Source organism: Serpens gallinarum, from assembly GCF_014836765.1.
GTDB lineage: Bacteria > Pseudomonadota > Gammaproteobacteria > Pseudomonadales > Pseudomonadaceae > Serpens > Serpens gallinarum.
The window spans coordinates 52,562-76,983 of the sequence record NZ_JACSQG010000007.1 but is presented as its reverse complement, the minus strand read 5'-3'; the positions used below and the strand labels follow the sequence as shown (position 1 = coordinate 76,983).

Annotated in this window: 24 protein-coding genes; 14 read left to right on the top strand and 10 right to left on the bottom strand. The window is 61.5% G+C overall.

The genetic code is table 11. The features are described 5' to 3' along the window. Nucleotides 1-44 precede the first annotated feature (44 nt). The 4 genes from hisC to rpsA all read left to right on the top strand — a co-directional run bounded on the left by hisC (nucleotide 45) and on the right by rpsA (nucleotide 5,909). Entirely contained in the window at nucleotides 45-1,157 is a 1,113-nt protein-coding gene (hisC, locus tag H9642_RS13210; protein ID WP_251836917.1) for a histidinol-phosphate transaminase, read from the top strand. After that, nucleotides 1,150-3,399 (top strand): bifunctional prephenate dehydrogenase/3-phosphoshikimate 1-carboxyvinyltransferase, encoded by a 2,250-nt coding sequence (locus H9642_RS13205; RefSeq protein ID WP_251836916.1) that lies wholly within the window; start codon nucleotides 1,150-1,152, stop codon nucleotides 3,397-3,399. Before hisC ends, H9642_RS13205 begins: the two co-directional genes overlap by 8 nt. Next, nucleotides 3,396-4,079 carry a (d)CMP kinase gene (gene cmk / locus H9642_RS13200; RefSeq protein WP_251836915.1) on the top strand — a complete coding sequence of 228 codons (684 nt, stop codon included), beginning with the start codon at nucleotides 3,396-3,398 and terminating at the stop codon, nucleotides 4,077-4,079. Before H9642_RS13205 ends, cmk begins: the two co-directional genes overlap by 4 nt. A 147-nt stretch (nucleotides 4,080-4,226) precedes the next feature. Beyond that, nucleotides 4,227-5,909 carry a 30S ribosomal protein S1 gene (gene rpsA / locus H9642_RS13195; RefSeq protein ID WP_251836914.1) on the top strand — a complete coding sequence of 561 codons (1,683 nt, stop codon included), beginning with the start codon at nucleotides 4,227-4,229 and terminating at the stop codon, nucleotides 5,907-5,909. 64 nt (nucleotides 5,910-5,973) lie between these two features. Here rpsA and H9642_RS13190 read toward each other — a convergent pair whose 3' ends face one another. From H9642_RS13190 to H9642_RS13180, 3 genes are all read right to left on the bottom strand, one after another. Beyond that, nucleotides 5,974-6,759 carry a dienelactone hydrolase family protein gene (locus H9642_RS13190; protein WP_251836913.1) on the bottom strand — a complete coding sequence of 262 codons (786 nt, stop codon included), beginning with the start codon at nucleotides 6,757-6,759 and terminating at the stop codon, nucleotides 5,974-5,976. Nucleotides 6,760-6,972: 213 nt separating this feature from the next. Then, nucleotides 6,973-7,665 carry a DUF502 domain-containing protein gene (locus tag H9642_RS13185; RefSeq protein WP_251836912.1) on the bottom strand — a complete coding sequence of 231 codons (693 nt, stop codon included), beginning with the start codon at nucleotides 7,663-7,665 and terminating at the stop codon, nucleotides 6,973-6,975. A 134-nt stretch (nucleotides 7,666-7,799) separates the two neighbouring features. Further along, nucleotides 7,800-8,798, bottom strand: a complete 999-nt coding sequence (locus H9642_RS13180) for an AraC family transcriptional regulator (protein WP_251836911.1) — start codon at nucleotides 8,796-8,798, stop codon at nucleotides 7,800-7,802. Nucleotides 8,799-9,065: 267 nt separating this feature from the next. On the opposite strand from H9642_RS13180, the gene H9642_RS13175 reads away from it, so the two are divergent. Further along, the gene (locus H9642_RS13175; RefSeq protein ID WP_251836910.1) at nucleotides 9,066-9,329 is read left to right on the top strand and encodes a hypothetical protein; all 264 of its coding nucleotides are present in this window, start codon (nucleotides 9,066-9,068) and stop codon (nucleotides 9,327-9,329) included. 116 nt (nucleotides 9,330-9,445) lie between these two features. On the opposite strand, the gene H9642_RS13170 is transcribed toward H9642_RS13175, so the two are convergent. The 3 genes from H9642_RS13170 to H9642_RS13160 all read right to left on the bottom strand — a co-directional run bounded on the left by H9642_RS13170 (nucleotide 9,446) and on the right by H9642_RS13160 (nucleotide 11,289). After that, complete coding sequence (locus H9642_RS13170) at nucleotides 9,446-9,940, bottom strand: SprT family zinc-dependent metalloprotease (RefSeq protein WP_251836909.1); 495 nt, start codon at nucleotides 9,938-9,940, stop codon at nucleotides 9,446-9,448. Nucleotides 9,941-9,989: 49 nt separating this feature from the next. After that, nucleotides 9,990-10,586 carry a Yip1 family protein gene (locus tag H9642_RS13165; RefSeq protein ID WP_251836908.1) on the bottom strand — a complete coding sequence of 199 codons (597 nt, stop codon included), beginning with the start codon at nucleotides 10,584-10,586 and terminating at the stop codon, nucleotides 9,990-9,992. Between the two features lie 109 nt (nucleotides 10,587-10,695). Next, nucleotides 10,696-11,289 (bottom strand): DNA-J related domain-containing protein, encoded by a 594-nt coding sequence (locus tag H9642_RS13160; RefSeq protein ID WP_251836907.1) that lies wholly within the window; start codon nucleotides 11,287-11,289, stop codon nucleotides 10,696-10,698. A 131-nt stretch (nucleotides 11,290-11,420) separates the two neighbouring features. On the opposite strand from H9642_RS13160, the gene ttcA reads away from it, so the two are divergent. Further along, nucleotides 11,421-12,245 carry a tRNA 2-thiocytidine(32) synthetase TtcA gene (ttcA, locus tag H9642_RS13155; RefSeq protein WP_251837033.1) on the top strand — a complete coding sequence of 275 codons (825 nt, stop codon included), beginning with the start codon at nucleotides 11,421-11,423 and terminating at the stop codon, nucleotides 12,243-12,245. Between the two features lie 66 nt (nucleotides 12,246-12,311). Here ttcA and H9642_RS13150 read toward each other — a convergent pair whose 3' ends face one another. Continuing rightward, the gene (locus H9642_RS13150) at nucleotides 12,312-13,874 is read right to left on the bottom strand and encodes a TerC family protein (RefSeq protein WP_251836906.1); all 1,563 of its coding nucleotides are present in this window, start codon (nucleotides 13,872-13,874) and stop codon (nucleotides 12,312-12,314) included. Nucleotides 13,875-14,258: 384 nt separating this feature from the next. Continuing rightward, nucleotides 14,259-15,620 (bottom strand): polyamine export protein PaeA, encoded by a 1,362-nt coding sequence (gene paeA, locus H9642_RS13145; protein ID WP_251836905.1) that lies wholly within the window; start codon nucleotides 15,618-15,620, stop codon nucleotides 14,259-14,261. A 169-nt stretch (nucleotides 15,621-15,789) separates the two neighbouring features. On the opposite strand from paeA, the gene H9642_RS13140 reads away from it, so the two are divergent. The 8 genes from H9642_RS13140 to cobC all read left to right on the top strand — a co-directional run bounded on the left by H9642_RS13140 (nucleotide 15,790) and on the right by cobC (nucleotide 22,420). Then, nucleotides 15,790-16,461 carry a DNA-3-methyladenine glycosylase I gene (locus H9642_RS13140; RefSeq protein WP_251836904.1) on the top strand — a complete coding sequence of 224 codons (672 nt, stop codon included), beginning with the start codon at nucleotides 15,790-15,792 and terminating at the stop codon, nucleotides 16,459-16,461. 286 nt (nucleotides 16,462-16,747) lie between these two features. Next, nucleotides 16,748-17,383 (top strand): C40 family peptidase, encoded by a 636-nt coding sequence (locus H9642_RS13135; RefSeq protein ID WP_251836903.1) that lies wholly within the window; start codon nucleotides 16,748-16,750, stop codon nucleotides 17,381-17,383. A 78-nt stretch (nucleotides 17,384-17,461) separates the two neighbouring features. Then, nucleotides 17,462-17,977: a C40 family peptidase gene (locus H9642_RS13130; protein ID WP_251836902.1), complete on the top strand. Its 516-nt coding sequence runs from the start codon at nucleotides 17,462-17,464 to the stop codon at nucleotides 17,975-17,977. Between the two features lie 280 nt (nucleotides 17,978-18,257). Next, nucleotides 18,258-19,355 carry a nicotinate-nucleotide--dimethylbenzimidazole phosphoribosyltransferase gene (cobT, locus tag H9642_RS13125; RefSeq protein ID WP_251836901.1) on the top strand — a complete coding sequence of 366 codons (1,098 nt, stop codon included), beginning with the start codon at nucleotides 18,258-18,260 and terminating at the stop codon, nucleotides 19,353-19,355. 170 nt (nucleotides 19,356-19,525) lie between these two features. After that, the gene (gene bluB / locus H9642_RS13120) at nucleotides 19,526-20,176 is read left to right on the top strand and encodes a 5,6-dimethylbenzimidazole synthase (RefSeq protein WP_251836900.1); all 651 of its coding nucleotides are present in this window, start codon (nucleotides 19,526-19,528) and stop codon (nucleotides 20,174-20,176) included. 107 nt (nucleotides 20,177-20,283) lie between these two features. Continuing rightward, nucleotides 20,284-20,805, top strand: a complete 522-nt coding sequence (cobU, locus tag H9642_RS13115) for a bifunctional adenosylcobinamide kinase/adenosylcobinamide-phosphate guanylyltransferase (protein ID WP_251836899.1) — start codon at nucleotides 20,284-20,286, stop codon at nucleotides 20,803-20,805. Then, complete coding sequence (gene cobT, locus H9642_RS13110) at nucleotides 20,802-21,854, top strand: nicotinate-nucleotide--dimethylbenzimidazole phosphoribosyltransferase (protein ID WP_251836898.1); 1,053 nt, start codon at nucleotides 20,802-20,804, stop codon at nucleotides 21,852-21,854. Before cobU ends, cobT (H9642_RS13110) begins: the two co-directional genes overlap by 4 nt. Continuing rightward, nucleotides 21,851-22,420, top strand: coding sequence for an alpha-ribazole phosphatase family protein (cobC, locus tag H9642_RS13105; protein ID WP_251836897.1), 570 nt, complete (start codon nucleotides 21,851-21,853; stop codon nucleotides 22,418-22,420). The genes cobT (H9642_RS13110) and cobC overlap by 4 nt, the downstream gene beginning before the upstream one ends. Before the next feature lie 28 nt (nucleotides 22,421-22,448). Here the strand turns inward: cobC and H9642_RS13100 are convergent, their stop codons facing one another. Both H9642_RS13100 and H9642_RS13095 read right to left on the bottom strand, forming a co-directional pair. After that, entirely contained in the window at nucleotides 22,449-23,288 is an 840-nt protein-coding gene (locus H9642_RS13100; RefSeq protein ID WP_251836896.1) for a DUF4824 family protein, read from the bottom strand. Then, a complete protein-coding gene (locus H9642_RS13095) occupies nucleotides 23,278-24,354 on the bottom strand; it encodes a DUF2157 domain-containing protein (RefSeq protein WP_251836895.1) in 1,077 nt (358 codons plus the stop codon). The genes H9642_RS13100 and H9642_RS13095 overlap by 11 nt, the downstream gene beginning before the upstream one ends. Between the last annotated feature and the right edge of the window lie 68 nt (nucleotides 24,355-24,422).

The window sequence follows — 24,422 nt, the reverse complement described above, 5'->3', positions numbered from 1 at the left end:
GTGCGTGGCTTCTGCTTGCGGCTTGGAGCGTGAGGCTTGTAGCTATGAAATCCGATTTCCTCGCCCTGGCCGTGCCAGGCGTACAAAAGCTTTCCCCTTACGTCACCGGCAAGCCGATCGATGAGCTGGCCCGTGAACTGGGCATCGATCCGGCGCAGATCGTCAAGCTGGCCAGCAACGAAAACCCGCTCGGCCCAAGCCTCAAGGTGCTGGAAGCGATCCGTGCCGAGCTGCCTGAGCTGACGCGCTATCCCGATGGCAGCGGTTATGTGCTCAAGCAAAAGCTGTCCGAGCGTTTTGGCCTGTCCCCTGAGCTGATCACCCTGGGCAACGGCTCCAATGACATCATCGATATCGTCGCGCGCGCCTATCTGGCGCCCGGCCTGAATGCCGTGTTCAGTGCCCATGCCTTCGCCGCCTACCCGATCTGCACCCAGGCGGTGGGCGCGGAAAGTCGCGTGGTCCCGGCCATCGACTATGGCTACGACCTCGACGGCCTGATCAAGGCCATCGATGACCATACTCGCGTGCTGTTCCTTGCCAACCCCAACAACCCGACGGGCACCTGGTTCGGTGCCGAGGCGCTGGAGCAGTTCCTGTCCCGCGTGCCGGCCCACGTGCTGGTGGTGCTCGACGAGGCGTATATCGAGTTCTCCGAGCCCGGCGAGCTGCCCAATGGCCTGGACTACCTGGACCGTTACCCGAACCTGCTGGTCTCGCGCACGCTGTGCAAGGCCTACGGTCTGGCCGGACTGCGTGTCGGCTATGCCGCGTCCTCGGCACAAATTGCCGACGTGCTCAATCGGGTGCGCCAACCCTTCAACGTTAACAGCCTGGCCCTGGTGGCCGCCTGCGCGGCGCTGGATGACACTGATTATCTGGCCGCCGGCCGTCGCCTGAACAGCGCGGGCATGGCCCAGCTGGAAGCGGGTTTGCGCGAACTGGGCCTGGCGTGGATTCCGTCCAAGGGCAACTTCATCGCCGTGGATTTTGGCCGCGACGCTGCGCCGATCAACGCCGGCCTGCTACGCGAGGGCGTGATCGTGCGGCCGATTGCCGGTTACGGCATGCCGACCTTCCTGCGTGTGTCCATTGGCACCGAGCAGGAAAACGCGCGCTTTCTTGAAGCCCTGAGCAAGGTGCTCGCCAGTGCCTGACGTCAAGCCGCTGCAAGGCGGCGGTGCGCCTGTTCTCGAACGCCTGGTGGTGGTGGGACTTGGCCTGATCGGCGGCTCCTTCGCCAAGGGGCTGCGTGAAAAGGGCCTGTTCCGCGAGGTGGTCGGCGTTGACCGCAATGTCGAATCCTGCCGTCTGGCGGTCGAGCTGGGCGTGGTCGACCGTTGCGAAGAGGATCTGGCGACGGCCTGCCGAGGCGCCGACGTGATTCAACTGGCGGTGCCGATCCTGGCTCTGGAGAAGGTGCTCGCCCAGTTGGCCACCTTCGATCTGGGCCACGCGGTGCTCACCGACGTTGGCAGCGCCAAGGGCAATGTGCTGCGCGCAGCCCGCGAGGCGTTTGGCGGCGTGCCGGTGCGCTTCGTCCCGGGACATCCGATTGCCGGCTCCGAGCGCAGCGGGGTTACCGCTGCCGACGGCCGGTTGTTTCGCCGCCACAAGGTAATCCTCACGCCGCCAGACGGCGTGGACAGCGAAGCGCTGCTGCTCATCGAGCGTCTCTGGCGAGCGCTGGGCGCGGATGTCGAGCAGATGGACGTCGAGCATCACGATCAGGTGCTTGCCGCTACCAGCCATCTGCCGCATATGCTGGCGTACACCTTGGTGGATTCGCTGGCCAAGCGTCACGAGAACCTGGAAATCTTCCGTTATGCTGCCGGCGGCTTTCGCGATTTCACGCGCATCGCCGGCAGTGATCCGTTGATGTGGCACGATATCTTTCTGGCCAATCGCGACGCCGTGTTGCAGGTACTAGACGATTTTCGCGATGACCTCGACGCCTTGCGCGCCGCGGTGGTCGCTGGGGATGGGCATCACCTCTTGGGCGTGTTCACTCGCGCTCGGGTAGCCCGCGAGCATTTCAGCAAAATCCTGGCCCGCCGGGCCTATGTGGACGCCATGCATTCCAATAACGATCTGATTTTCATCGCCCAGCCGGGCGGCAGCGTCAACGGCCGCATCCGCGTGCCGGGCGACAAATCCATTTCCCATCGCTCGATCATGCTCGGCTCTCTGGCCGAAGGCACCACCGAGGTGCAGGGCTTCCTCGAAGGCGAGGATGCGCTGGCTACCATTCAGGCCTTCCGCGACATGGGCGTGGTCATTGAAGGCCCGCAAGATGGCCGCGTCACCGTGCATGGCGTCGGCCTGCACGGCCTGCAGGCACCGCCCGGACCGATCTACCTCGGCAACTCCGGTACCTCGATGCGTCTGCTGGCCGGTCTGCTGGCCGCGCAACCGTTCGACACCACGCTCAGCGGCGATGCCTCGCTTACCAAGCGGCCGATGAACCGTGTGGCCAATCCGCTGCGCGAAATGGGCGCGGTGATCGAGACCGCCGCCGAAGGCCGTCCGCCGCTGACCATTCGCGGCGGCCAGAAATTGATCGGCATGCGCTATGCAATGCCGATGGCCAGCGCCCAGGTGAAATCCTGCCTGCTGCTGGCCGGCCTGTATGCCGAAGGGCAGACCTCGGTCATCGAGCCGGCGCCAACTCGAGACCACACCGAGCGCATGCTGCGCGGTTTCGGCTATCCTGTGAACGTTGACGGCAATACTTCTGCCGTTACGCCCGGGCACACACTGACCGCCACGCAGATTGAGGTGCCGGCGGATATTTCCTCGGCGGCGTTCTTCCTAGTAGCAGCATCGATTGCCGAAGGTTCCGACCTGGTGCTGGAGCATGTCGGCATCAACCCGACGCGCACCGGGATCATCGATATCCTGAAGCTGATGGGCGCCGACATCACCCTGGAAAACCAGAAGGAGGTCGGTGGCGAGCCGGTGGCCGACCTGCGTGTGCGCAGTGCCAAGCTCAAGGGCATCGAGATTCCCGAGGCGCTGGTGCCGCTGGCCATCGACGAATTCCCCGTGCTGTTCATTGCCGCCGCCTGCGCCGAAGGGCGTACGGTGCTGCGCGGCGCCGAGGAATTGCGGGTCAAGGAGTCCGACCGTATCCAGGTTATGGCCGACGGCCTGCAAACTCTGGGCGTAAAAGTCGAGCCCACTCCAGATGGCATCATCATCGACGGCGGCCCGATGGGCGGCGGCGAAGTCTGGGCCCATGGCGACCACCGTATCGCCATGAGTTTCAGCGTGGCCTCGCTGCGCGCCACGGCGCCGATTCGCATCCATGACTGTGCCAACGTCGCCACCTCGTTCCCCAATTTCCTCGGCCTGGCGGCGCAGACCGGCATTCGCGTCAGCGAAGAAGGTCAGGCATGAGTACAGCAGTCATCACCATCGACGGGCCCAGCGGTTCCGGCAAGGGCACCATTGCCGGCCTGTTGGCCACCCGCCTGGGCTGGAATCTGCTCGACTCCGGCGCGCTGTATCGACTGCTGGCCCTATCTGCCAGTAATCACAGCGTCGACTTGACCAACGAAGAAGGGCTCAAGGCCCTTGCCGCTCATCTGGATGTGCAATTCGTGGCTGGCGCACCAGGTCAGGAACAGCTCATTATTCTGGAAGGCGAGGAAGTCACGCAGGCGATTCGCAACGAGCAGGTCGGCTCGGGCGCATCGCAAGTCGCCGCGTTGCCGGCAGTGCGTGATGCGCTGCTGCACCGCCAGCGCGCATTTCTCGAGGCGCCGGGTCTGGTAGCCGATGGTCGCGACATGGGCACCGTGGTATTTCCCGATGCGCCTTTGAAGATTTTCCTGACGGCCAGCGTGGAGGAACGTGCGCAGCGTCGCTATCTTCAGTTGAAGGAAAAGGGCGATGCTGTTATTCTCGCGAGTCTTCTCGACGAGATACGTGCGCGCGATGAGCGTGACACCCAGCGAGCGGTGGCTCCACTCAAACCGGCAGCCGACGCGATTTTGCTGGATTCCACGCAACTGTCGATCGAGCAGGTGCTTGAAAGAATTCTTGGTGAAGTCGCTGCTCGCGAGCTCGCTGGGTAATAGGTCACTTCCAATAACGGAAGACCGCAAGGAGGCATGCAGGAGACCAGTCCTCGTCCTGCAGGCCTCTTTTTATATGAACGAACCCACATTGTCTGGGATGTGGCTTTGGGCAGATCGACTGCCCTTGATCTCACAGGAATCAACATGAGCGAAAGCTTTGCAGAACTATTTGAAGAAAGCCTGAAATCCCTCGACATGCAGCCGGGTGCCATCATCACCGGCATCGTGGTCGACATCGACGGTGACTGGGTCACCGTGCATGCTGGCCTCAAGTCCGAGGGCGTCATCCCGGTCGAGCAGTTCTACAACGAGCAGGGCGAGCTGACCATCAAGGTAGGTGACGAAGTTCACGTCGCACTGGACGCAGTGGAAGACGGCTTCGGTGAAACCAAGCTGTCCCGCGAAAAAGCCAAGCGCGCCGAGTGCTGGATCGTTCTGGAAGCTGCGTTTGCTGCTGAAGAAGTGGTCAAGGGCGTCATCAACGGTAAGGTCAAAGGTGGCTTCACTGTCGACGTCAACGGCATCCGCGCGTTCCTGCCGGGTTCCCTGGTCGATGTCCGCCCTGTGCGCGACACCACCCACCTGGAAAACAAAGAACTCGAGTTCAAGGTCATCAAGCTCGACCAGAAGCGCAACAACGTTGTCGTTTCCCGTCGCAGCGTGCTGGAAGCCGAGAACAGCGCCGAGCGCGAAGCCCTGCTGGAATCCCTGCAGGAAGGCCAGCAAGTCAAGGGTATCGTCAAGAACCTCACCGACTACGGCGCATTCGTGGACCTGGGCGGCGTAGACGGCCTGCTGCACATCACCGACATGGCCTGGAAGCGCATCAAGCACCCGTCCGAGATCGTCAACGTTGGCGACGAGATCGACGTCAAGGTGCTGAAGTTCGACCGAGAGCGCAACCGCGTTTCCCTGGGTCTGAAGCAGCTGGGCGAAGACCCATGGGTTGCCATCAAGGCCCGTTACCCGGAAAACACCCGCGTAATGGCCAAGGTCACCAACCTCACCGACTACGGCTGCTTCGCCGAGCTGGAAGAGGGCGTGGAAGGCCTGGTGCACGTGTCCGAAATGGACTGGACCAACAAGAACATCCACCCGTCGAAGGTCGTTCAGGTCGGCGACGAAGTGGAAGTTATGGTTCTGGACATCGACGAAGAGCGTCGTCGTATCTCCCTGGGCATCAAGCAGTGCAAGTCCAACCCGTGGGAAGACTTCTCTGGCCAGTTCAACAAGGGCGACCGCATCTCCGGCACCATCAAGTCGATCACCGATTTCGGTATCTTCATTGGTCTGGACGGCGGCATCGACGGTCTGGTTCACCTGTCCGACATTTCCTGGAACGAAGCTGGTGAAGAAGCCGTTCGTCGCTTCAAGAAGGGCGACGAGCTGGACACCGTGATCCTGTCTGTTGATCCGGAGCGCGAGCGCATCTCCCTGGGTATCAAGCAGCTGGAAGACGATCCGTTCTCCAACTACGCCTCCCTGAATGAGAAGGGCACCATTGTTCGTGGCATCGTAAAAGAAGTTGACGCCAAGGGCGCCATCATCGATCTGGGCAACGATATCGAGGCCACTCTGAAGGCTTCCGAAATCAGCCGCGACCGCGTTGAAGACGCCCGCAACGTGCTGAAGGAAGGCGAGGAAGTCGAAGCCAAGATCATCAGCATCGACCGCAAGTCCCGCGTGATCAGCCTGTCCATCAAGTCCAAAGACGTCGAAGACGAAAAGGACGCGATGAAAGAGCTGCGCACCAAGCAGGAAGTGGAAAGCACCGGCCCGACCACCATTGGTGATCTGATCCGTGCACAGATGGAAAACCAGAACTAAGTTCTGATTCCATCGAGAAAAAGGGCGACTTCGGTCGCCCTTTTTTGTGGGCGTCTGCCAGCGATCATTCCCCGAACAGCTTCTCGAAAAACGCCTGCATATCCGACCAGGAACGCTCGTCGGCTTGTTTCTGGTAAGCCAGATCCAGGCCCTGGGCTTGATAGGCATCGGCGTCAGGGTTGGAGAAGGCATGCTTGGCGCCGGGCAGACTCACAAAGCGGTAATCAGCGCCGGCCTGATCCATTTCCGCCTTGAACGCTTTCACCTGCTCGGGGCCGACCATGCTGTCCGCTTCGCCGTGTTCGACCAGGATGCGCGCCTTGATGCTGCCGGGACTGGCTGGAACAGCTGGCGACAGGTTGCCATGGAAGCTCACCACGCCCGCCAGTGGAACTCCTTGGCGGGCCATGTCCAGGACCACCTTGCCGCCGAAGCAATAGCCGATGGCTGCCAGTCGTGAGGCATCTGTCTGCGGTTGTTGCTTGAGCAGTTCCAGCCCCGCAAGAAAGCGAGCCTTGCCAGACTGGGCATTTTCGGCGGCGGCCTGCATGAACGCCTTGGCATCGGCCGGATGGCGGGTATTCTTGCCCTCACCGTACATATCAATGGCCAAGGCGGTATACCCCAAGGCAGCCAAGTCGCGGGCACGCCGCTTGGTGTAATCGTTCAGTCCCCACCATTCATGCACAACCAGCACACCGGGGCGTGGCGTTTGGGCGGCATCGTCATAGGCGTAATAAGCAAGCAGTTGGGTACCGTCGGCGCTTTGATAAGGGATCTCGCGCGTCTGGATATCGGCCTGGACAAGGCTGCTGGACATAATCAGCAGGCTGGGAAGAAAGGGGCGCATGGCGAGGCTCTCACGTGACTAGGGATGAAGCCTAAGCCTAGAAGGCATGTCCGGGTGTTGCTGAAACGTCCGTCGTTGTACAGGCTGCGTATCGAAGCCATTCCCTCCGGCAGCCAACATTTCCTCAGTAACAGGCTGCGTGCGCCCGAGTTCTGGGCGAGCCAATTCGCCGCGTTAGTCGACTGCAGAATAGCCGATCAGGCCCAGGCTGCGTCAGGCTTGAGGCGCTTCGCTGTTGTCAAACACTGCTTGCGGAAGATTTTTGCCGGGTTTGAGGGGCGGTGGAGTCAATCCCATGGACACATAAATGCGGGTAAAGGCCTCGATGCCGATATTGGCCGGGCGTACCCACTCAGTACGGATGTAGAGCAGACCGCCGCCCACCGGAATTGGCGCGGTGGGCACCAGCACGGCATGGTAGGCGCGCCCTTCGATCTCGATGGGCTCTGGATTGGGTAGTAGCGCCAACACTGCAACGCCATCGCCGCCAAAAAAACACCAGACTGGACTCATGGCGCCGATATCCGCGCCTTCTTTTTTATCCAGCAGGCCAACGAAGCGGTCGGTCAGGCTGTACAACGTGCCCAAGAGCGGGATACGCCGCAAAATACCGTTGATCAGGCGCGACAGTGGGCCTTTGAGGCCAAGTTGCACCGCCAGGCCCAAGGGAAAGATGGCTGCAATCAGTAGCAGGGTGCCAATCAGGTAAGCCTGTACCGGACTTTCCACAAACGGATGGCCAACGGTCGCGAAGAGCTGGCCAAGCGGCGTCGAGGGTCCGGCAAAACGGTTCAGCAGGCTAACGATCCAGGTCAGCAACAGCAGCGTCAAGGCCAGTGGCAGTAAGGCCAGCAGTCCGGCCAGCCAGGTGGTGATAAGTGACTTGAGGCCGCGCTTGAAAAACATGTCTGGAGCACTCTCGACGATCGGAGGTGAATGACGGCCGCCATTCTGGAGATTCCTGGCCACGGTGCAAGTGCCGGTGCGTAACGCCCTGTGAAGCTACCCTGTGATAGCAGATGGCGTTATTCAGCGGCCTGTTAACGCTCCAGAGCGCGGTAAGCACCGGGAGTCAGGTCTGTCCATTTTTTAAAGGCACGGTGAAAGGCGGACGATTCGGAAAAGCCCAGTTGTTCGGCAATGGTCTGGATGGAAAATTCGGCGCGACTCAATAGATAAATTGCCCGGTCACGGCGCAGATGGTCCTTCAACTCCTGGAACGTGGTGCCTTCCTCACGCAGGCGGCGGCGCAGCGTTTGCGGGCTGCAGTGCAATTGACGCGCGACGCTGTCGAGGTTCGGCCAGTCCGTACAGTTGCGCCCCAGCAGGCGGCGGATCCGACTGGCCAGGCTGTGGCCGCCCACGGGGCGAGCGAGCAGGTCTGCGGGAGAACGTTTCAGGAACTGTTTGAGGGTGCGCTCATCCTGTAGAAGCGGCATGTCCAGATAGCGGGCTTGGAAGCGCAAACCTGTATGTTCCGCCGCAAACCGCCGTGCACCGGGAAACAACAGATCGTACTCGGTGGCGTGGGCAGGCTGTGGATAGGCAAAGGTGGTTCCTTCCAGGCGGATGCGCTGGCCAATCAACCAACTGCTCAAGCGATGCCAGATCACCAGCAGGCTTTCGACCAGGAAATGCTCCGGATCCCATTGCGAATCGGTGGTGACACTCAGATAAGCCCATTCATTGTCGCGGTGTAGGTGGAGCTGGGCCGCCCAGGGAAACAGGCGATAAAACATCATGCCGCGCTGCAGGGCCTTTTCCAGGGTGCGGCAATGAATGATCGCGTGCCCCATCATGGCAAAGGTGCCGCGCTTGCTGGGTTGTTCGCCGAGCCCGAGGTATTCGTCATCCAGCGTTTCCCAGAGCAACTGAATCAGCTGGACGAAGTGCTCGGGAGCGACACGGGCACGCGGCTCGTCAACGATTGCCACCGGCAGGTTGGACTGACGCAGCAATTCGTGGCAATCGTGCCCCCGACGCCCAGCACCCCGCAACGCGGCGCGGACAAAATGGCTGGCAATGGTGCGCTCACGCATGGCTCGGCTCCTTGATCCCGTGGGCGATGGTAGTCAGGCCGTTGATTACGGGCAAGCTGACGGCGCGCGTAATCACGCCGGGAAAGTGCGAATACTCGGTTAGGGTGCAGGGGGCGTGCCGGCAATAGGCAGGAAGCCCAAGGCAACGTAATGGCCTGGCGGGGGTGAGCTATGCGTCTTAAGGACGCTGGACACGATAATGGCTAATTGATAGCGTGCCCACCGCCTGAGCATGCTGGTTCAGGTTTAACGCACAAGGAATGATGTATGAAACAACAACTGTTGGTTATCGCCCTGGCTTCCGTTGCATTGGCCGGTTGCGCTCCTGCGAACATTTCGTCTGTCCAGTGGGATACCGGTATCGGTGCGAATGCGCAAACGCGTTGCGCAGAAGTCGATATGCGTTCCAAGAAGGAGATGGATAAGGTGTTCGCTCAGTTTGACGGTTGGAAACTGGTCTATATGTCCGAATACACCACGGCCAACCGCTTTGGTACCTCGGGTGTGGCCTGCTTCGAGCGCGCACAGTAAGATTTTACCAAGGGGGTTATCACATGACGTGCGTGATAACCCTTTTTGCTTCGCCGTCCGCTGCAGTCCGCCATGCGGCGTTATCCCCCTTGAGCTTGACGCTCACGCGCACGACGTTATGCCACTCGCCGCTCCCCACTGAAAACCAGTGTTGATTTGCATCGCCTGCATAGATAACGACGCCCCTTGCCGACGAGGGTGTGACGCTGGGCGGTAAAGGGAAACTCGCCATCCGGGCATGCGCAGCGATACAGGTAGCGGGTGCCTGGCCGCCGCTGCACGTCATAGTGATGGCAGCGGTCCGCAGGCAATTGATAGACACCGCGCATGATCGATTGCCACTCTTCGCCGTGGGGCTTGATTCGTGGACCAAAAAGCTGGTGGGCGACCAGATGGGCGACTTCATGGGCCACGGTCTGCTTGAGGAAATGTTCGCGATTGTCGCGGTATAACTGCGCATTGAAACGCAGCAGGTTTTCCTGCAGATGCGCAACACCGGCCTTCTGTCCGCGCAGGCGCAGACTCACTTGAGGACGGCGAAAGGTGCGTTTGAAGAACGCCTCGGCCTGCTGATAACAGGCCTCGACGCGGGAATTTAACAGTTCGGGCATGGCGCGCGGATCTCCTGAGCGCGCCATTATAGGGAAGATGGGGCAGGGGTTAGCGGATGTATTCCGGTCCGATGCCCATTCCCCAGATAATTACCGAGGTTGCCATCATGGCTACCAGTACCACCAGGCCTACCGCCAGTACCGAGCTGGAGAACAGAAAGCCTTCGTCGGGGTGAATGCCCATGAAAGTGGGTAGTCCTGCATAGAGCAGGTAAACGGTGTAGGAAATGGCCGCGGTACCGACCAGCATGCCCAGCCATAGACTAGGGTAGAGCGCGGCGAGTCCGCCGATGAACAGCGGCGTGGCGGTAAAGGCAGCAAAGCGGATGCACTGGCTGCGGCTGGGATTGGCGTGGTAAGTGCGCGCCATCCAGTGAATGAAATAACCCATGGCAACCACCCCCGCCAGCATGGCCAGATAGGACAGCAGGGTCAGGGGCAGGGCGCTGCTTTCAGTGAGTTTTACCGCCGTGCCTGAGCCCAGTTTCCAGCCGACCTGGGTGGTACCGATGAAGGCGGAAACGGCGGGAATTGCGGCGAGAATCAGGGTTGGCACGAATTGCAGTGGCCCGCCTCGTTCAGTGCGGCGAATTGCTTGCCACTCTCGGTTGGGACGGGTGAATAACCCCCAGACGTGATTGCTCATAGCTACCACTCCTCTTGTTATCAGGCCATCCACTGCGGCCTTGGTTGGGAGTATAGGCAGGCCCGTTACGTTAAACGGCGCTGCTTTAGAGCAAATGGATCCATAAGGTTTAGTAGTAATAGCGTTGAAGAATGTCCATCGCGGTATTGATCGATTGCAGGCGTTCCGTGCTGCCGCCTCGATCCGGATGATGCTGGCTGACCAGTTGGCGATAGCGCAGGCGGATGTCAGCCAGCTTGAGCGCCTTGTGTTGATCCAGTTCGAACAGCTCCAGCGCCGCTCGTTTTTCATCGCCGCCCTGCATACGCGTCCAGAAGCTGGAGAGCAGGCGCTCCACATCTTGCTCGGTGGTGTCGCGCAGATGGCTTATGTCCAGGTAGTAGTCGCGCAGCGTATCGCCTTCGCTCAGGGCCTGGCTGCCAGCCTGGTACGGCAGTAGCTGCACGCACAGCGGGCTGATCGACACGTGGCCTCGGGCCGCGGCCCATAATTGGTCGCGCAGGCGATACAGCGCGTTGAATAGCAAGAAGTGGGTGCGAAACAGCACCAGCGGATCCTTCAGAGGCAGATGGGGGATGTGCGTGCTGTGGCGTGCTTTAAGCATCTGTATCAGCTGATATTCGCTGCAGCCCTGGGGCGTTTCGCGCAGCAGGACATGCAAGTGTTCGCACAGGTCCTGCGCCGGATCGAGGTCGGTTGTCATGGCGGGCAGCCTAGCACAGGGACAGCAGGCGCAACGTAAGACAGCCGGGCATGACCCAACGGGGCTGGGGCTGCATCGACTTTGCGCGTAAAATGCGCGGCTTCCAGAATTTTCGCCGGACTCCACACAGCATGGGCACTCTTTCGGTCAACCAGAACAAACTGCAAAAGCGCCTGCGCCGTCAGGCCGGGGAAGCCGTCACCGACTTCAACATGATCGAAGACGGCGACAAGGTCATGGTCTGCCTGTCAGGCGGCAAGGACAGTTACACCATGCTTGACGTCTTGCTGTACTTGCAGAAAGTCGCGCCGATCAAATTCGACATCGTCGCGGTGAACATGGACCAGAAACAACCGGGTTTCCCCGAGCATGTGCTGCCCGAATACCTCAAGGCGCTGGGCGTCGAGTATCACATCATCGAGAAAGACACTTACTCGGTGGTCAAGGAAAAGATCCCGGAAGGCAAGACCACCTGCTCGCTGTGCTCGCGCTTGCGTCGCGGTACGCTGTACACCTATGCCGACGAGATCGGCGCGACCAAGATGGCCCTCGGTCACCATCGCGATGACATTCTGGAAACCTTCTTCCTGAACATGTTCTACGGCGGCACGCTCAAGGCCATGCCGCCCAAGCTTCTGTCCGACGACGGCCGTAACGTGGTGATTCGACCGCTGGCCTATTGCAACGAGGCAGACATCGAAGCCTATTCGAAGATGAAGGAATTCCCGATCATTCCTTGCAACCTGTGCGGCTCGCAGGAAAATCTCCAGCGCCAGGTGGTCAAGGGCATGCTGCAGGACTGGGAGCGCCAATCGCCGGGCCGTACCGAAATCATGTTCCGCGCCCTGCAGAACGTGGTGCCTTCGCAATTGGCGGATCGCAACCTGTTCGACTTCAAGAGCCTGAAGATCGACGACGCCGCCACGCCGCGTTTCGTCGATCTGATGAGCCTGTAATCGCCCGCTGCGCAGTTCGCGACACGCCAGAGCCGTTTCGACTTTGGGCGTGTCGCGATGCGATGCCTAGCGTGAGGCGTGCGCCTGGGGCTGGATGAACATCTTCGTCACCCGACGATCCCTGACCTCAAGCACCGTCAGTTGCCAGTCGGCGTACTCGATTCGATCACCGGTCAACGGCAATCGATCCAGCACACTCATCGCCAACCCGGAAAGGGTCTGGTAGTCGTCCGTTGGCTTGGCGTTGAAACCGAGCCGGTCACGTAACACCAGCAGGTTAACGGCGCCGCTTGCGTGGTATCCACCCTCTACAGGCTCAATATCCGGGCCTTCGATTTCGCTGGCATCGGGAAGCTCGCCGGCAATGGCTTCGAGGATATCGGTGAGCGTCAGCAAGCCTTCGAAATCGCCAAACTCATTGACCACGAATGCCACGTGGGTGGCGGCCTGGCGCATCTGCTCCAGGGCATTGAGCACCGATGAGCTGTCGGGCAAGTTGATGGGAGTGCGTACCAGGCTTTCGATGTCCGCGTGCTCGCCTTTAAGCAGTTGCCTGAACAGCTCCTTCTTGTGGATATAACCCAAGGGCACGTCAGCGGCATTGCCGCGGGAAACCAGCAGACGCGAGTGAGGGGAATCCAGCAGTGCCTGATGAATCTTCTCAAGCGGGTCATCGAGATTGATCCGGTCAACTTCCATGCGGTCGGTCATGGCTTTCTGGATGGACTGATCCGCCAGACCCAGCACACCGCGGATCATGACGCGCTCGCGTCGATCGAACGGCACGCCATCGCCCGTGGCACCGCCGAGCATGTCGGCAATCTCCTCGCCCACTTCATCCATTTCTACCTTGCCGCCGAGCAGACGCATCACCGCATGGGCGGTGCGGTCGCGCAGCCCGCGCTCGCCCTGCAGGCTGCGTTTGCGCCGCGAGCGGGCCAACTGATTGAAGAACTCGATGGCAATCGAGAAGCCAATGGCGGCGTACAGGTAGCCTTTCGGAATGTGGAATCCGAACCCTTCGGCCGTCAGGCTGAAGCCGATCATCATCAAAAAGCCCAGGCACAGCATGATGACGGTGGGGCGGGCATTGACGAAGGCGGTCAGGGGTTTGCTGGCGACCATCATCAGGCCCATGGAGATCACCACCGCAATCATCATCACCGGCAAATGCTCGACCATACCCACGGCGGTGATGACCGCGTCCAGCGAGAACACCGCGTCGAGCACTATGATCTGCGCGACCACCGGCCAAAAGCGCGCATAGGCCTTGCTGCCGGAGACTTGGTGAGTGTGGCCTTCGAGCCGCTCGTGCAACTCCATCGTCGCCTTGAACAGCAGGAAGATGCCGCCGAACAGCATGATCAGGTCGCGGCCGGAGAAGGCATGGTCGAACACGCTGAACAGCGGCTGCGTCAGGGTCACCAGCCAGGCGATGCTGGCCAGCAGACCCAGGCGCATGATCATCGCCAGGCTCAAGCCGATCATGCGCGCTCGGTCGCGCTGCTCGGGCGGCAGTTTGTCCGCGAGAATCGCGATGAAGACCAGGTTGTCGATGCCCAGAACGATTTCCAGGACGATCAGGGTCAACAGCCCCAGCCAGGCGGTGGGATCAGCGATCCATTCCATTTAGTGCATGCTCTTGATGGGAAAACGGGTACAGCCGAACGATCCACGAACCCGTTGGGGTCGCAGCGAAAACGTCAGCCGATTAACCAGAGATGCAGCGCAAGGGCTGCGAGAGGCTAGGCGCCGAAAGGCACTGCCTGGAGATTGAGCCGCTCTCGGCCTGCACGGCGAGGGCGGTTTGCTACTGTCACTGTCCATAAAATCCGAAATGGAAACGAAGGTCGAGAAGGGTAAAGGAATTCAATTGCTGAGCTTATGAGTCATTGTTACAAGTTTTTGCATCCATTCCTGAAAACCGGGGCAGGCTTGAAATCAACCCCGGCGCAGACCCTAGGAGGTTGCCTTTGGCGAATCAAGCCGCACCCAAAGGCTGCCCGCCTGGGCTTACTCCTGCTCAGAGCCTTCCTTGCCCAGCTGCGGCGTGATGCGTGTCGCCATCACCTGGTCGATCCGGTAGCTGTCCACATCCATCACCTCGAAGGTGTAGCCGCCCCAGGTCACGCTGTCGGTGCGTTTCGGCACGCGGCGCAACATGGTCATCAGCAGGCCGGCAAGGGTTTCATACTCGTCTTCGTGGGGCACGCTGTCGATCTCTAGCGCCCGGCGCACATCCTGAATGGGGGTAATGCCGTCGATCAGCCAGGAATTGGCGTCGCGGCGCACGATCTGTTCCTCGTACCAGGGCGAAACCATGTCGCCCATCACGATGCTCATCACGTCGTTGAGGCTGACCAGGCCGACTACCAGGCTGTATTCATTGACGATCAAGGCGAAGGTCTCGCCGGCCTGACGAAACTGCTTGAGCATTTCCGCCAGGGTTAGGCGATCCGGAACCACCAGCGGCTTGCGTAGCAGGCCCGGATCATTGAGTGCGATGGGTTGGTTGTTTACCACCCGCCTGAACAGGTCCTTGATAGTGACGTAACCGATGATGTGGTCGATGTCACCATCACAGACCGGGTAGGACGAATGGGGGGCGTCGCTGATCCGTGAGCGGATCAATGTATCGGGGTCATCGTGCAGAAAATAGGCGATGGCGTCGCGGTGCGTCATGGCACTGGGCAGCGTGCGGGTTTCCAGTTCGAAGATGTTTTCGATGACCTGCTGCTCGTGGCGATCGAGGGTGCCGGATTGGGCGCCGGCTTCGGTCATTGCCATGATGTCGTCCGGGGTAATGCTGTCATCGCGCTTGCGCGGGAGGTTGAACAATGCGATCAGGCCACTGACCAGCCAGGAATAGATCAGTACCACGGGCTTGAGCACTGTGGTGAGGATCTGCATCGGGCCAATAACACGCACGGCGAGCTGCTCGGGAATCGCCATGGCGACCTGTTTGGGCACCAGGTCGGTAATCACGATGAACAATGAGGTAGTGAGAGTAAAGGACACTACGAACGCCAGGGTGGCGGCCTGCGCGGCGGCCATGTGCGGCACCAACAGCTGGGTGAATAGCGGGCTGAGGAACCCCTCGCCGACAATCCCGCCGAGAATGGCCAGGGCGTTCATGCCGATCTGCACCACCGTAAAATAATGACCGGGGTTGGCCTGGGTATGGATGACCCGCCGGGCATTGGCGCTGCCCTCGTCGGCCATCTGGCGCAGTTTGATCGGGCGCGAGGCGGCCAGGGCAATTTCGGCAAGAGAGAAGAACGCGCTGAACAGAATCAGGGCGGTCAGGAGGAGAAGGCTTTGGCTGAAGCTCATAAGGGTGCGCAGGGCAATGGAAAAGGTGGCGGAGATTACCATGCGCCCGTAACGGCAAGCATGACGCACAGCGAGACGAACAAGCACCTGTGAACACTGTAGATGCTCATGGGCCGAATGCCCTGGCCAAGAGCCTCACTACGTTGCACTTGCCACGCTGCCACGGCACCCTGTGCCCCCCGTAGCAAACCGACTTCCGTAGGCTTATCCCATGCGCAACTACCAGTGGCTTCACGAATACTGTCTGAACCGTTTCGGCTCGACGGCGGCGCTGGAGGCACGCTTGCCAGTGCCAAGAAGTTCCGAGGCGTTGCGTACCATGACAGATGATCGGTATTTGTCGCAGCTGGCCTTACGGGTGTTTCGCGCCGGGCTCAAACACAGTCTGGTGGATGCCAAGTGGCCGGCGTTCGAGGAGGTATTCTTCGGCTTCGATCCCAACAAGGTCGTGTTGATGAGCGCTGAGCATGTGGAGCGGCTGATGCAGGATGCGCGGCTGATTCGCCATTTCGGCAAGCTCAAGAGCGTGCCGCGCAATGCGCAGTTCATCCTGGACGTGGCCAGAGAGAAAGGCAGCTTCGGCGCGTTAATTGCTGATTGGCCGCAGAGCGACATCGTCGGCCTGTGGAAGTATCTGGCCAAGCATGGCAGCCAGCTGGGTGGTTTGTCGGCGCCGCGCTTCTTACGCATGGTCGGCAAAGATACCTTCGTGCCCGCCGAGGATGTGGTCGCTGCGCTCAAGGCGCAGGAGATCATCGACAAGGCGCCCACCAGTCTTCGTGACCTGGCTCAGGTGCAAGCGGCCTTTAACCAATGGCAGGCAGAAAGTGGCAGGCCGCTGTGCCAGCTGTCGATGATGTTGGCCTATACGGTGAATCATTAAGAGCAGCGGACTTCCCTGCGTTAACTAAAGAATGGTTTTTGCCTCCTGCGACGTGATTATCCAGCATTGTCGAGTCGGGATACTACGCTGGCGAGGGTCCACGTTAAGCTTGAGCGATTCAACTTTCCCCCGCGCCAAGAGCGCCGCCTCTGCGATATCCGTGCCGTTCAGGGGCGCTTAGAAGTTTCGGTCATCGCCGTTGGTCACTGAATGATCGATAGAATTTGAAAATCGATTTACCGGTTGGCATAGTTTCGCCACTTTTTTAACCGACACGGCCGTGCCCATGCCCACACGCTTCGCACATTTCGTGCCTTTGGCTCTCGTTGTATTTCTGACAGGTTGTGCTTCCACCCCTTCGCAACACACTGAACCCGCTGCTCCGCCGCTGGAGGCGTTGAGTGCCCAGATAGAGGTGTTTGAGCAACAGATCGAGGCGCGCCTGGTTGAGCTGGAAAGCCAGCAATTGGAACAGCTGGCCGACAGCATTCTCAATCGTGGCCAGCAGTTGCTCGGCACCCCTTACCGCTATGGCGGGACGTCAACCAAGACGGGGTTCGACTGCAGTGGTTTCATTGGCTATCTGTTTCATGAGGAGGCCGGGATCAAACTACCCCGAACCACCCGTGAGATGGTCCAGTTGAACGCCCCCCGTGTGACGCGGGGCGAACTGCAGCCGGGGGACATCATTTTCTTCAGCACCCGTGGCCGCGGTGGCCGGGTGAACCATGCCGGGATCTATATTGGCGATCAGCAGTTCATCCATTCCGCCAGTCGCCGCAGCGGCGTGCGTATAGATCGTCTGGACCAGGGTTACTGGAGCACACGTTACTTGCAGGCCAAGCGCGTACTGACCACCGACAGCGTACCGACGCTCAATCTGGCGCAGCTTGCCGGCCAAGGGCAGACGACTCAGCGCTAACAGGCAGGGCGCGTAAGGCTTGCACCTGCACGTCTTACGCTACACAGTGATGGCGCTTTCACTTTTGGGACGTCTACCATGCCTGTCTTGGCTCGCATTGCCCTGCTCATAGTGGTCAGCCTGCTTGGCGCCTGTTCATCCCCCGCGCCGCAAACCAGCATCGTGTTTACGCCGCGTTCCGCGACTGCGGTTCCCAGCGACGTACTGTTTCGCGCCATCGGTCTGGTCGGCACCCCGTACCGTTGGGGCGGCAATACGCCAGCGGGCGGTTTCGACTGTAGCGGATTGATCGGCTTCGTATATCGCGATGCCGCCGGTATCCAGTTGCCACGCACCACAGCCCAGTTGAGCACCCTGCGGGCGCCCAGCATCAAACGCGGTGCACTGCAGCCCGGCGACCTGGTGTTCTTTGCGACCAGCGGCGGTAGCAATGTCAGCCATGCCGGCATCTACGTTGGCGAAGGACGCTTCGTGCATGCCCCCTCTTCGGGCGGCACCGTGCGGCTGGACAGCCTGTCCAGCCGTTATTGGCAAAACACCTATCAAGGCGCCAAGCGGATTTTCGACGAGGGGCAGGTGGCGCGTAATCGCTGAGCTTGTGCCCGATAACGCTCGCATCGTCTTATTTCAGTCGTTATCGAAGGGAAAAAGTGACAATTTGCCACTGCGCTCAACGTGCAGTCGATCACATCAAAACCCTATACTCGCTCCTGCTGCAGGGTGATACGCCTGTAGCGCCATGGGGCCGCTAGGCCAGCCCTCGCTGGGGAGCGACAGACCAGGGCTGCAGTCAAAGGGGGACGCACAACGGCTCGCGCCGTTGGCACTAGCGGTCTATGCGAATCTGCCAAAAACAATAAAAAAGGAACCGCCAATGAATTTGTTTTGGTGGCAAGAGCCTTGCCAGGCACTCGATCACGTGGCCCTGCAAAAGGCTACTCGACGTCAACAACGCGCGCTCAAGCCTTCCGGTGGGCTGGGCCAACTGGAGCCGGTGCTGATTCGTCTGGCCGGCATGCAAGGGCGCGAAAAGCCCCGCCTGGATCAGATCTGCATGTCGGTGTTCATCGCCGATCACGGCGTGGCGGAGGCGGGAATATCGGCTGCGCCGCAATCGCTGACCGGGGTGCTACTGCGCAGCACGGTGGAAGGCGGGGCACTGAGTGTGCTGGCCCGTCAGTTGAATGCCTCGCTGGAGGTGATAGACCTGGGCACGGCGGGCCCGGTGGGCACGATTGAAGGGGTGCGGCATTTGCAGATCGGCGCCGGCACACTGAATTTTCTCCACGACGATGCGATGACCCCAGCGCAATGCCTGATCGCCCTGGCATCCGGGCGCGAGAGCGCCCGTCGGGCGGTGGGACAGGACCTGTTTATCGGCGGCGGGCTGGGTGTGGGCAGCACCACGGCGGCCACCGCCTTGGCCTGCGCGGTGTTGGGTCATCCGGCGACGTTATTGGTCGGTCCCGGCTGTGGGCTGGACGAAACTGGCGTGCTACACAAGCAGACGGTGATCGATGCAGCGCTTGAGCGGCATGCCGTGGTGCGGGACAGCCCGCTGGGCCTGCTGCAAAGCCTCGGTGGCTTCGAAATTGCCGCGTTGGTCGGAGCCTATCTGGAGTGTGCCCAGCAGGGCGTACCGGTGCTGGTGGACGGCTTCGTCAGCAGCGTCGCTGCCTTGTTGGCGGTGCGGCTGAACCCGCGCTGCCGGCCCTGGTTGCTGTTCGCCCAGTTGAGTGCCGAGCCAGGCCATCGCCTGGTGCTGGAGGCCCTGCAAGCCGATCCGCTGTTGCAGCTCGACCTGAGCATGGGCGATGGCAGCGGTGCTGCCTTGGCGGTGCCCATGCTGCAGGCCACCTGCCGATTGCATGCCGAAATGATCAGTCTGGAAGACGCATTGGGCAGGGCTATGGCATCGGATGTGACCGGCCCGTCTGCGGCCGGCAGGGCGGCGCTTCGGGCTGTGCGGTAAGGTTGAAACCGCACTTTACCTGGCTGCATCTGTGGTCTTGCAACATGTCGGCCTGCCGGAGGGGCGCTTGCGCGGGCATACTTAGCGCTTCCGGGGTCGACTGACCCGCTTCCTACGTCTTATTTACCTGCCGTCCCATTCCTTTGGGCGGCGGCCGAGTTGTTGCTGCCATGACTGATCACGCTTTCCCCTCCGAACAACGTACCGGCGTTTACCGCGCCATTGCCGAGCGCCGCGACATGCGCCACTTCGCTGGGGGAGCGGTCGAGCCGGCGCTGCTTGAACGTCTGCTGCGGGCAGCGCACCAGGCCCCCAGCGTCGGTCTGATGCAGCCCTGGCGGTTTATCCGCATCACCAAGCCCGAATTGCGTGAGGGGATTCAGGGCCTGGTGGAAGCGGAACGCCTGCGCACCGCCGAAGCGCTGGGCGAGCGAGGCAGCGAATTCATGCGTCTCAAGGTTGAAGGGGTACGTGATTGTGCCGAATTGCTGGTGGTGGCGCTGATGGACGGCCGGGAACGGCATATCTTTGGCCGGCGCACCTTGCCGGAAATGGACCTGGCCTCGCTGTCCTGCGCCATCCAGAACCTCTGGCTGGCGGCCCGCGCCGAAGGCCTGGGCATGGGCTGGGTGTCGTTGTTCGATCCCGCAGCGTTGGCCGAACTGCTGCACATGCCAGCCGGTAGCAAGCCGATGGCGGTGCTGTGCCTGGGGCCGGTGCATGAGTTCTACGCCGAACCGATGTTGGTGCAGGAAGGTTGGGCCCAGGCACGTCCGCTGGAGGAATTGGTCTTCACTGACCGCTGGGGCGAGCACGCGTGAACCCAGTTGCCCGTGAGGCGTTATTGCGTTGGGCGGGTGGATTACCATGGGCGGCCTGAGCGCGATATTGAGCGCCTGAACCTGAAAAACCGAACGAGAACCCCCGCATGTATGAACTGATCCTCGGCGGCGCCCGTTCCGGCAAGAGCCGGTTGGCCGAGCAACTGGCGGCCGACAGCGGCCTGGCGGTGACCTATATCGCCACCAGCCAGGCGCTGGATGGCGAGATGCGCGCGCGCATTACCCATCACCGCGGGCGGCGCCCGGCCACGTGGGGGCTGATCGAGGAACCGCTCGAACTGGCCCGCGTGCTGCGCGACAATGCCGCCCCCGACCGCTGCCTGCTTGTGGATTGCCTGACCCTGTGGCTGACCAACCTGCTTATGCTGGAGGACGATGCCCGTCTGGCCGCCCAGCGCGAGGCGCTGCTGGAAACCCTGACGCGCTTGCCGGGGCGCATCATTCTGGTCGGCAACGAAACTGGTTTGGGCATCGTCCCCCTCGGTGAGCTGAGTCGTCGTTATGTCGATGAGGCCGGCTGGCTGCATCAGGCGCTGGCCGAACGTTGCCAGCGTGTCGTTTTCACCGTCGCCGGATTGCCGATGGTGCTCAAAGGAGACCCCCTGTGACTGATTTACCCTGGTGGCAGCAACCCTGCCGCCCCCTTGATGCCACGGCTGAAGCCGCCGCTTGCGCCCGTCAGGCGCAACTGACCAAGCCGGCGGGCTCCCTCGGGCTGCTGGAAACCCTGGCCGTGCGCCTGGCGGCCCAGCAGGGACGCGAAAAACCGCAGCTCGATAACGTGTGGATCGCCATTTTTGCCGGCGACCACGGTGTTGTCGCCGAGGGTGTGTCCGCCTATCCGCAGGCGGTGACGGTGCAAATGCTGCAGAACTTCTTGGCCGGCGGCGCTGCTATCAGCGTGCTGGCCAGGCAACAGAATGCCCACTTGGAAGTGCACAACCTGGGCACCGTGGCCCCCGCCAATTTGCCAGGCGTGGCGGAACACGGCGTGGCCGCCGGCACTGCCAACTTCATCCAGGGACCGGCCATGACGACGGCGCAGTGCGACGCGGCGTTGGCTGTGGGCCGCGACGTCGCAGTGCGTGCGGCGGCTGAAGGCTGCCAGCTGTTGATCGGCGGCGAAATGGGCATTGGCAACACCACGGCGGCCAGCGCCCTGGCCTGTGCATTGTTGGGTGTGCAGTTGGAACAGTTGGTGGGCGCCGGCACCGGTCTGGACAGCGACGGCGTGCGCCGCAAGCGTGACGCCATTCAGCGTGCCCTGGCTCTGCATGCCGGCGAGCGCGACGCTTACGACTGGCTGCAACGCCTCGGCGGGCTGGAAATTGCTGCTCTGGTCGGCGCTTATCTGGGCTGCGCTCAGCAGGGCATCACCGTATTGGTGGACGGGGTGATCTGCACCGCCGCCGCGCTGATTGCCGTGCGCCTGAATCCGGGCGTGGCCGACTGGCTGTTGTTTGCCCACAGTGGCGCCGAGCCGGGCCATGCGCCGTTGCTGGCGGCGCTGGATGCCCAGCCGATTCTGCAACTCGGTATGCGCCTGGGCGAAGGCAGCGGTGCTGGTGTGGCGTTGCCGCTGCTGCGTCTGGCCTGCGCCCTGCACGGCGAGATGGCGACCTTCGCCGAAGCGGCCGTGGCCGGCAAACTGGCATGAGCCTGTGCCTCGACCTGCTGCGCCACGGTGAAACCACCGCGGGCAGCGGCTTTTTTGGCAGCAGTGATGTGCCGCTCAGCGAGAGTGGCTGGCAGCAGTTGCGCGCCGCCGTGCTCGGTGGCGACTGGGATGTGCTGGTCAGCTCGCCGTTGCAACGCTGCCGGGCCTTTGCCGAGGAGCTGGCGCAGCAGACGAGTCTGCCATTGCAGATCGAGGCGGGCCTGCGCGAGCTGCATTTCGGCGCTTGGGAAGGGCGCAACGCGGCGCAGATCATGCTCGAAGACGAGCACGCCCTGGGTGCCTTTTGGAACGACCCCTACGGCTTTACACCGCCAGACGGCGAGCCGCTGCTCGATTTCGCCAGCCGCGTGCTGGGAGCGGTGGAGCGCCTGCACTGGGAACTGGCCGGGCAGCGCGCCTTGTTGCTGACCCACGGCGGGGTGATGCGCTTGCTGCTGGCCCGCGCCCGCGGCCTGCCGGAGGCGCAGTTGTTACAGGTGGAAGTCGGCCACGGCGCCCTGCACCGGTTGTGGATCGGTGCTGGGTTGGCGTTGCGCGAGGGCTGAATCCTGTCGAAACGTAGGTGGATCGCGCTTATCGATCCACCGGGTGGCGTTCCACGGGGGGGAGCGATTGTCTGCCTGCGGACACGTCGCTGACCCACGGCTCCAGGCGTTTGCCGAAGGAGACTTCGACGGCGTAGCGCGCCTTGTCCTGGCTGGCATCGTCACTCTGTTCGGGCAAGCTCGAGCGCCAACTCCGGGGCAGGTTGATCCGGTCTGCACCACGCAACGAGACACTGCCACTCAGACCGCTCTCAGCGTTCTGCCAGGGGCGGACCAGCCCTTTCACGATCGCGTATTGCTGGCGGTTAGAGTAGCGCTGGCGTAGTACGTCCAGCTCAAGGCCAACATCGACCAGGTACAGGCGGCTACCGGTTTCCACCTGGTGCAAGGCGTGGCGCGCATCTTCGGCGCGCTGGCGCAGGGATTTATCCTCCGGCAATAACACTGCGGCCTGTTCTGCGCGTGTCAGGCGTTGCCGGTGGCGTTCGAGTTGCTGCCGATAAATCGGTCCATCCAGTTCAAGCACCACCAGCGCCTCGCGTTCGGCAGCGCGCGGGCAGCGGGGCGTGCAGGTCTCGGGTGGGCGCTTCACATAGCCCAACTGAAGCATCTGTCGTTCGCTCAGGCCGTGACGAAAGGGCTCGTCGTCCTCGGCACGCGGGGCCATCTGCCAAGTCAGGTTCAGGGTGACGGCGGTATCTTCGGGTGAGTAACGTGGGTTGAGTCGTGGCAGTTCGCGTTCGCTCAGCAGCAGTCGGCTTTCCGCTTCGCCGCTGCGGTTGTACGCCACCCCGCCGAGGGTGATCAGGTTGATGGCGAGGATCAGCCCCAGGCCGGCCAGCAGGTAATGCCGGGTTTCACGCGTCATTGGGCATTCCCTCAGCCTTGACCTGGGACGCCCGTAGCCGGCGCAGGATCAACAGAATCAGCACCGCCACCAGGCTCAGCATTAGAAAGAACAGGTACTTGGGCATCACCTCCCACCACCAGTCGAACAGCTTGCTGAAGAGAAATATGATGAAGAAGCACAGGCCGGTATTCACCACCTCCGGCCAGTCCCGCCGGGCGCCGAGCCAGATCGCCAGCGCGGAACCGGCGAAACCAAGCACCTGGTAACCGCCTTCGATTAGCTCGATGGACCAGGGCAGGTGACTGCCCGCGCCCCAGTGGGCCAGCACGAGAACCGGCCCGAGCAGCGCCAGCAGGCCGAATAATCGATAGGTCGACGCAAAGCTGTCGAAGCGGCCCTTTGGGAGCCAATGGGGCGCCAGAAAGCAGAGCAGGCCGGCGAGGAAAAAGTGTTCAGGGAATTCCAGGTTCAGCCAGTAGAACCCGCTCCAGGCATTAATCTTGGCGGCGATGAACCCCAGCAGGCAGATCAGTCCGGCGGCCAGCAGCAGCCGCGCCTCGCAGGCGTAGGCCAGCAACAGGGCGTAGGCGGCCCAGGTCAGCAATACGTTGTCGCTCGGGGTAAGGTTGAAAATCTGTCCCAGCATCACCGTGTTGAGCACCAGGCAGGCCAGGGCGAGCAGGGCGACCATCTTGCTGAAATAACCGGACGCATCGCGCTGGCGTACGGCAAAGGTCAGCAGCAGGCTACCCACGGATGCGCCCGCGAGCAGGCCGACCTGCAGAGCGGTGTCGAAATAGCCCCAGAACTGGTGGAACAGGAACAGTACGCTGGCCACCAGTGCCAGGGCGCCGAGCAGCGAGGCGATGCGCATGCCCAGGGACAGTTGCCTGGCGTGCTGGTTGGGGTCGATGTCGAAGACGTGCCGGTAAACGTCCAGAAGTCGAGCGTGATGGGCATCGAGTTGCCTGTGCTGAGGCGCTGTCAGGCTCAGGGCCTGCTCCTGCTGCAAACGCTCCAGTTCACGGCGGAACGCCTGAATATCGTCGGCACGTTGCTGGGCCTGATCGCGGCTGAGGGGCATGGCGGTCCTTGCGTCGAGGCGTTGGGAAATAGAGGCTGACTGTAACCCAGCCTGTACCGGCCGTATGC

Bases quoted from the DNA above. Each gene is read 5' to 3' on its own strand.
- ttcA (WP_251837033.1), top strand. From the start codon at position 11,421: ATGGGCACTCTTTCGGTCAACCAGAACAAACTGCAAAAGCGCCTGCGC.
- cmk (WP_251836915.1), top strand. From the start codon at position 3,396: ATGAGTACAGCAGTCATCACCATCGACGGGCCCAGCGGTTCCGGCAAG.
- H9642_RS13175 (WP_251836910.1), top strand. From the start codon at position 9,066: ATGAAACAACAACTGTTGGTTATCGCCCTGGCTTCCGTTGCATTGGCC.
- paeA (WP_251836905.1), bottom strand. From the start codon at position 15,620: ATGGTAATCTCCGCCACCTTTTCCATTGCCCTGCGCACCCTTATGAGC.
- H9642_RS13185 (WP_251836912.1), bottom strand. From the start codon at position 7,665: ATGTTTTTCAAGCGCGGCCTCAAGTCACTTATCACCACCTGGCTGGCC.
- H9642_RS13190 (WP_251836913.1), bottom strand. From the start codon at position 6,759: ATGCGCCCCTTTCTTCCCAGCCTGCTGATTATGTCCAGCAGCCTTGTC.
- H9642_RS13095 (WP_251836895.1), bottom strand. From the start codon at position 24,354: ATGCCCCTCAGCCGCGATCAGGCCCAGCAACGTGCCGACGATATTCAG.
- H9642_RS13180 (WP_251836911.1), bottom strand. From the start codon at position 8,798: ATGCGTGAGCGCACCATTGCCAGCCATTTTGTCCGCGCCGCGTTGCGG.
- hisC (WP_251836917.1), top strand. From the start codon at position 45: ATGAAATCCGATTTCCTCGCCCTGGCCGTGCCAGGCGTACAAAAGCTT.
- rpsA (WP_251836914.1), top strand. From the start codon at position 4,227: ATGAGCGAAAGCTTTGCAGAACTATTTGAAGAAAGCCTGAAATCCCTC.
- H9642_RS13160 (WP_251836907.1), bottom strand. From the start codon at position 11,289: ATGACAACCGACCTCGATCCGGCGCAGGACCTGTGCGAACACTTGCAT.
- H9642_RS13150 (WP_251836906.1), bottom strand. From the start codon at position 13,874: ATGGAATGGATCGCTGATCCCACCGCCTGGCTGGGGCTGTTGACCCTG.
- H9642_RS13135 (WP_251836903.1), top strand. From the start codon at position 16,748: ATGCCCACACGCTTCGCACATTTCGTGCCTTTGGCTCTCGTTGTATTT.
- H9642_RS13100 (WP_251836896.1), bottom strand. From the start codon at position 23,288: ATGACGCGTGAAACCCGGCATTACCTGCTGGCCGGCCTGGGGCTGATC.
- cobC (WP_251836897.1), top strand. From the start codon at position 21,851: ATGAGCCTGTGCCTCGACCTGCTGCGCCACGGTGAAACCACCGCGGGC.
- H9642_RS13140 (WP_251836904.1), top strand. From the start codon at position 15,790: ATGCGCAACTACCAGTGGCTTCACGAATACTGTCTGAACCGTTTCGGC.
- H9642_RS13165 (WP_251836908.1), bottom strand. From the start codon at position 10,586: ATGAGCAATCACGTCTGGGGGTTATTCACCCGTCCCAACCGAGAGTGG.
- bluB (WP_251836900.1), top strand. From the start codon at position 19,526: ATGACTGATCACGCTTTCCCCTCCGAACAACGTACCGGCGTTTACCGC.
- cobU (WP_251836899.1), top strand. From the start codon at position 20,284: ATGTATGAACTGATCCTCGGCGGCGCCCGTTCCGGCAAGAGCCGGTTG.
- H9642_RS13170 (WP_251836909.1), bottom strand. From the start codon at position 9,940: ATGCCCGAACTGTTAAATTCCCGCGTCGAGGCCTGTTATCAGCAGGCC.
- cobT (WP_251836901.1), top strand. From the start codon at position 18,258: ATGAATTTGTTTTGGTGGCAAGAGCCTTGCCAGGCACTCGATCACGTG.
- H9642_RS13130 (WP_251836902.1), top strand. From the start codon at position 17,462: ATGCCTGTCTTGGCTCGCATTGCCCTGCTCATAGTGGTCAGCCTGCTT.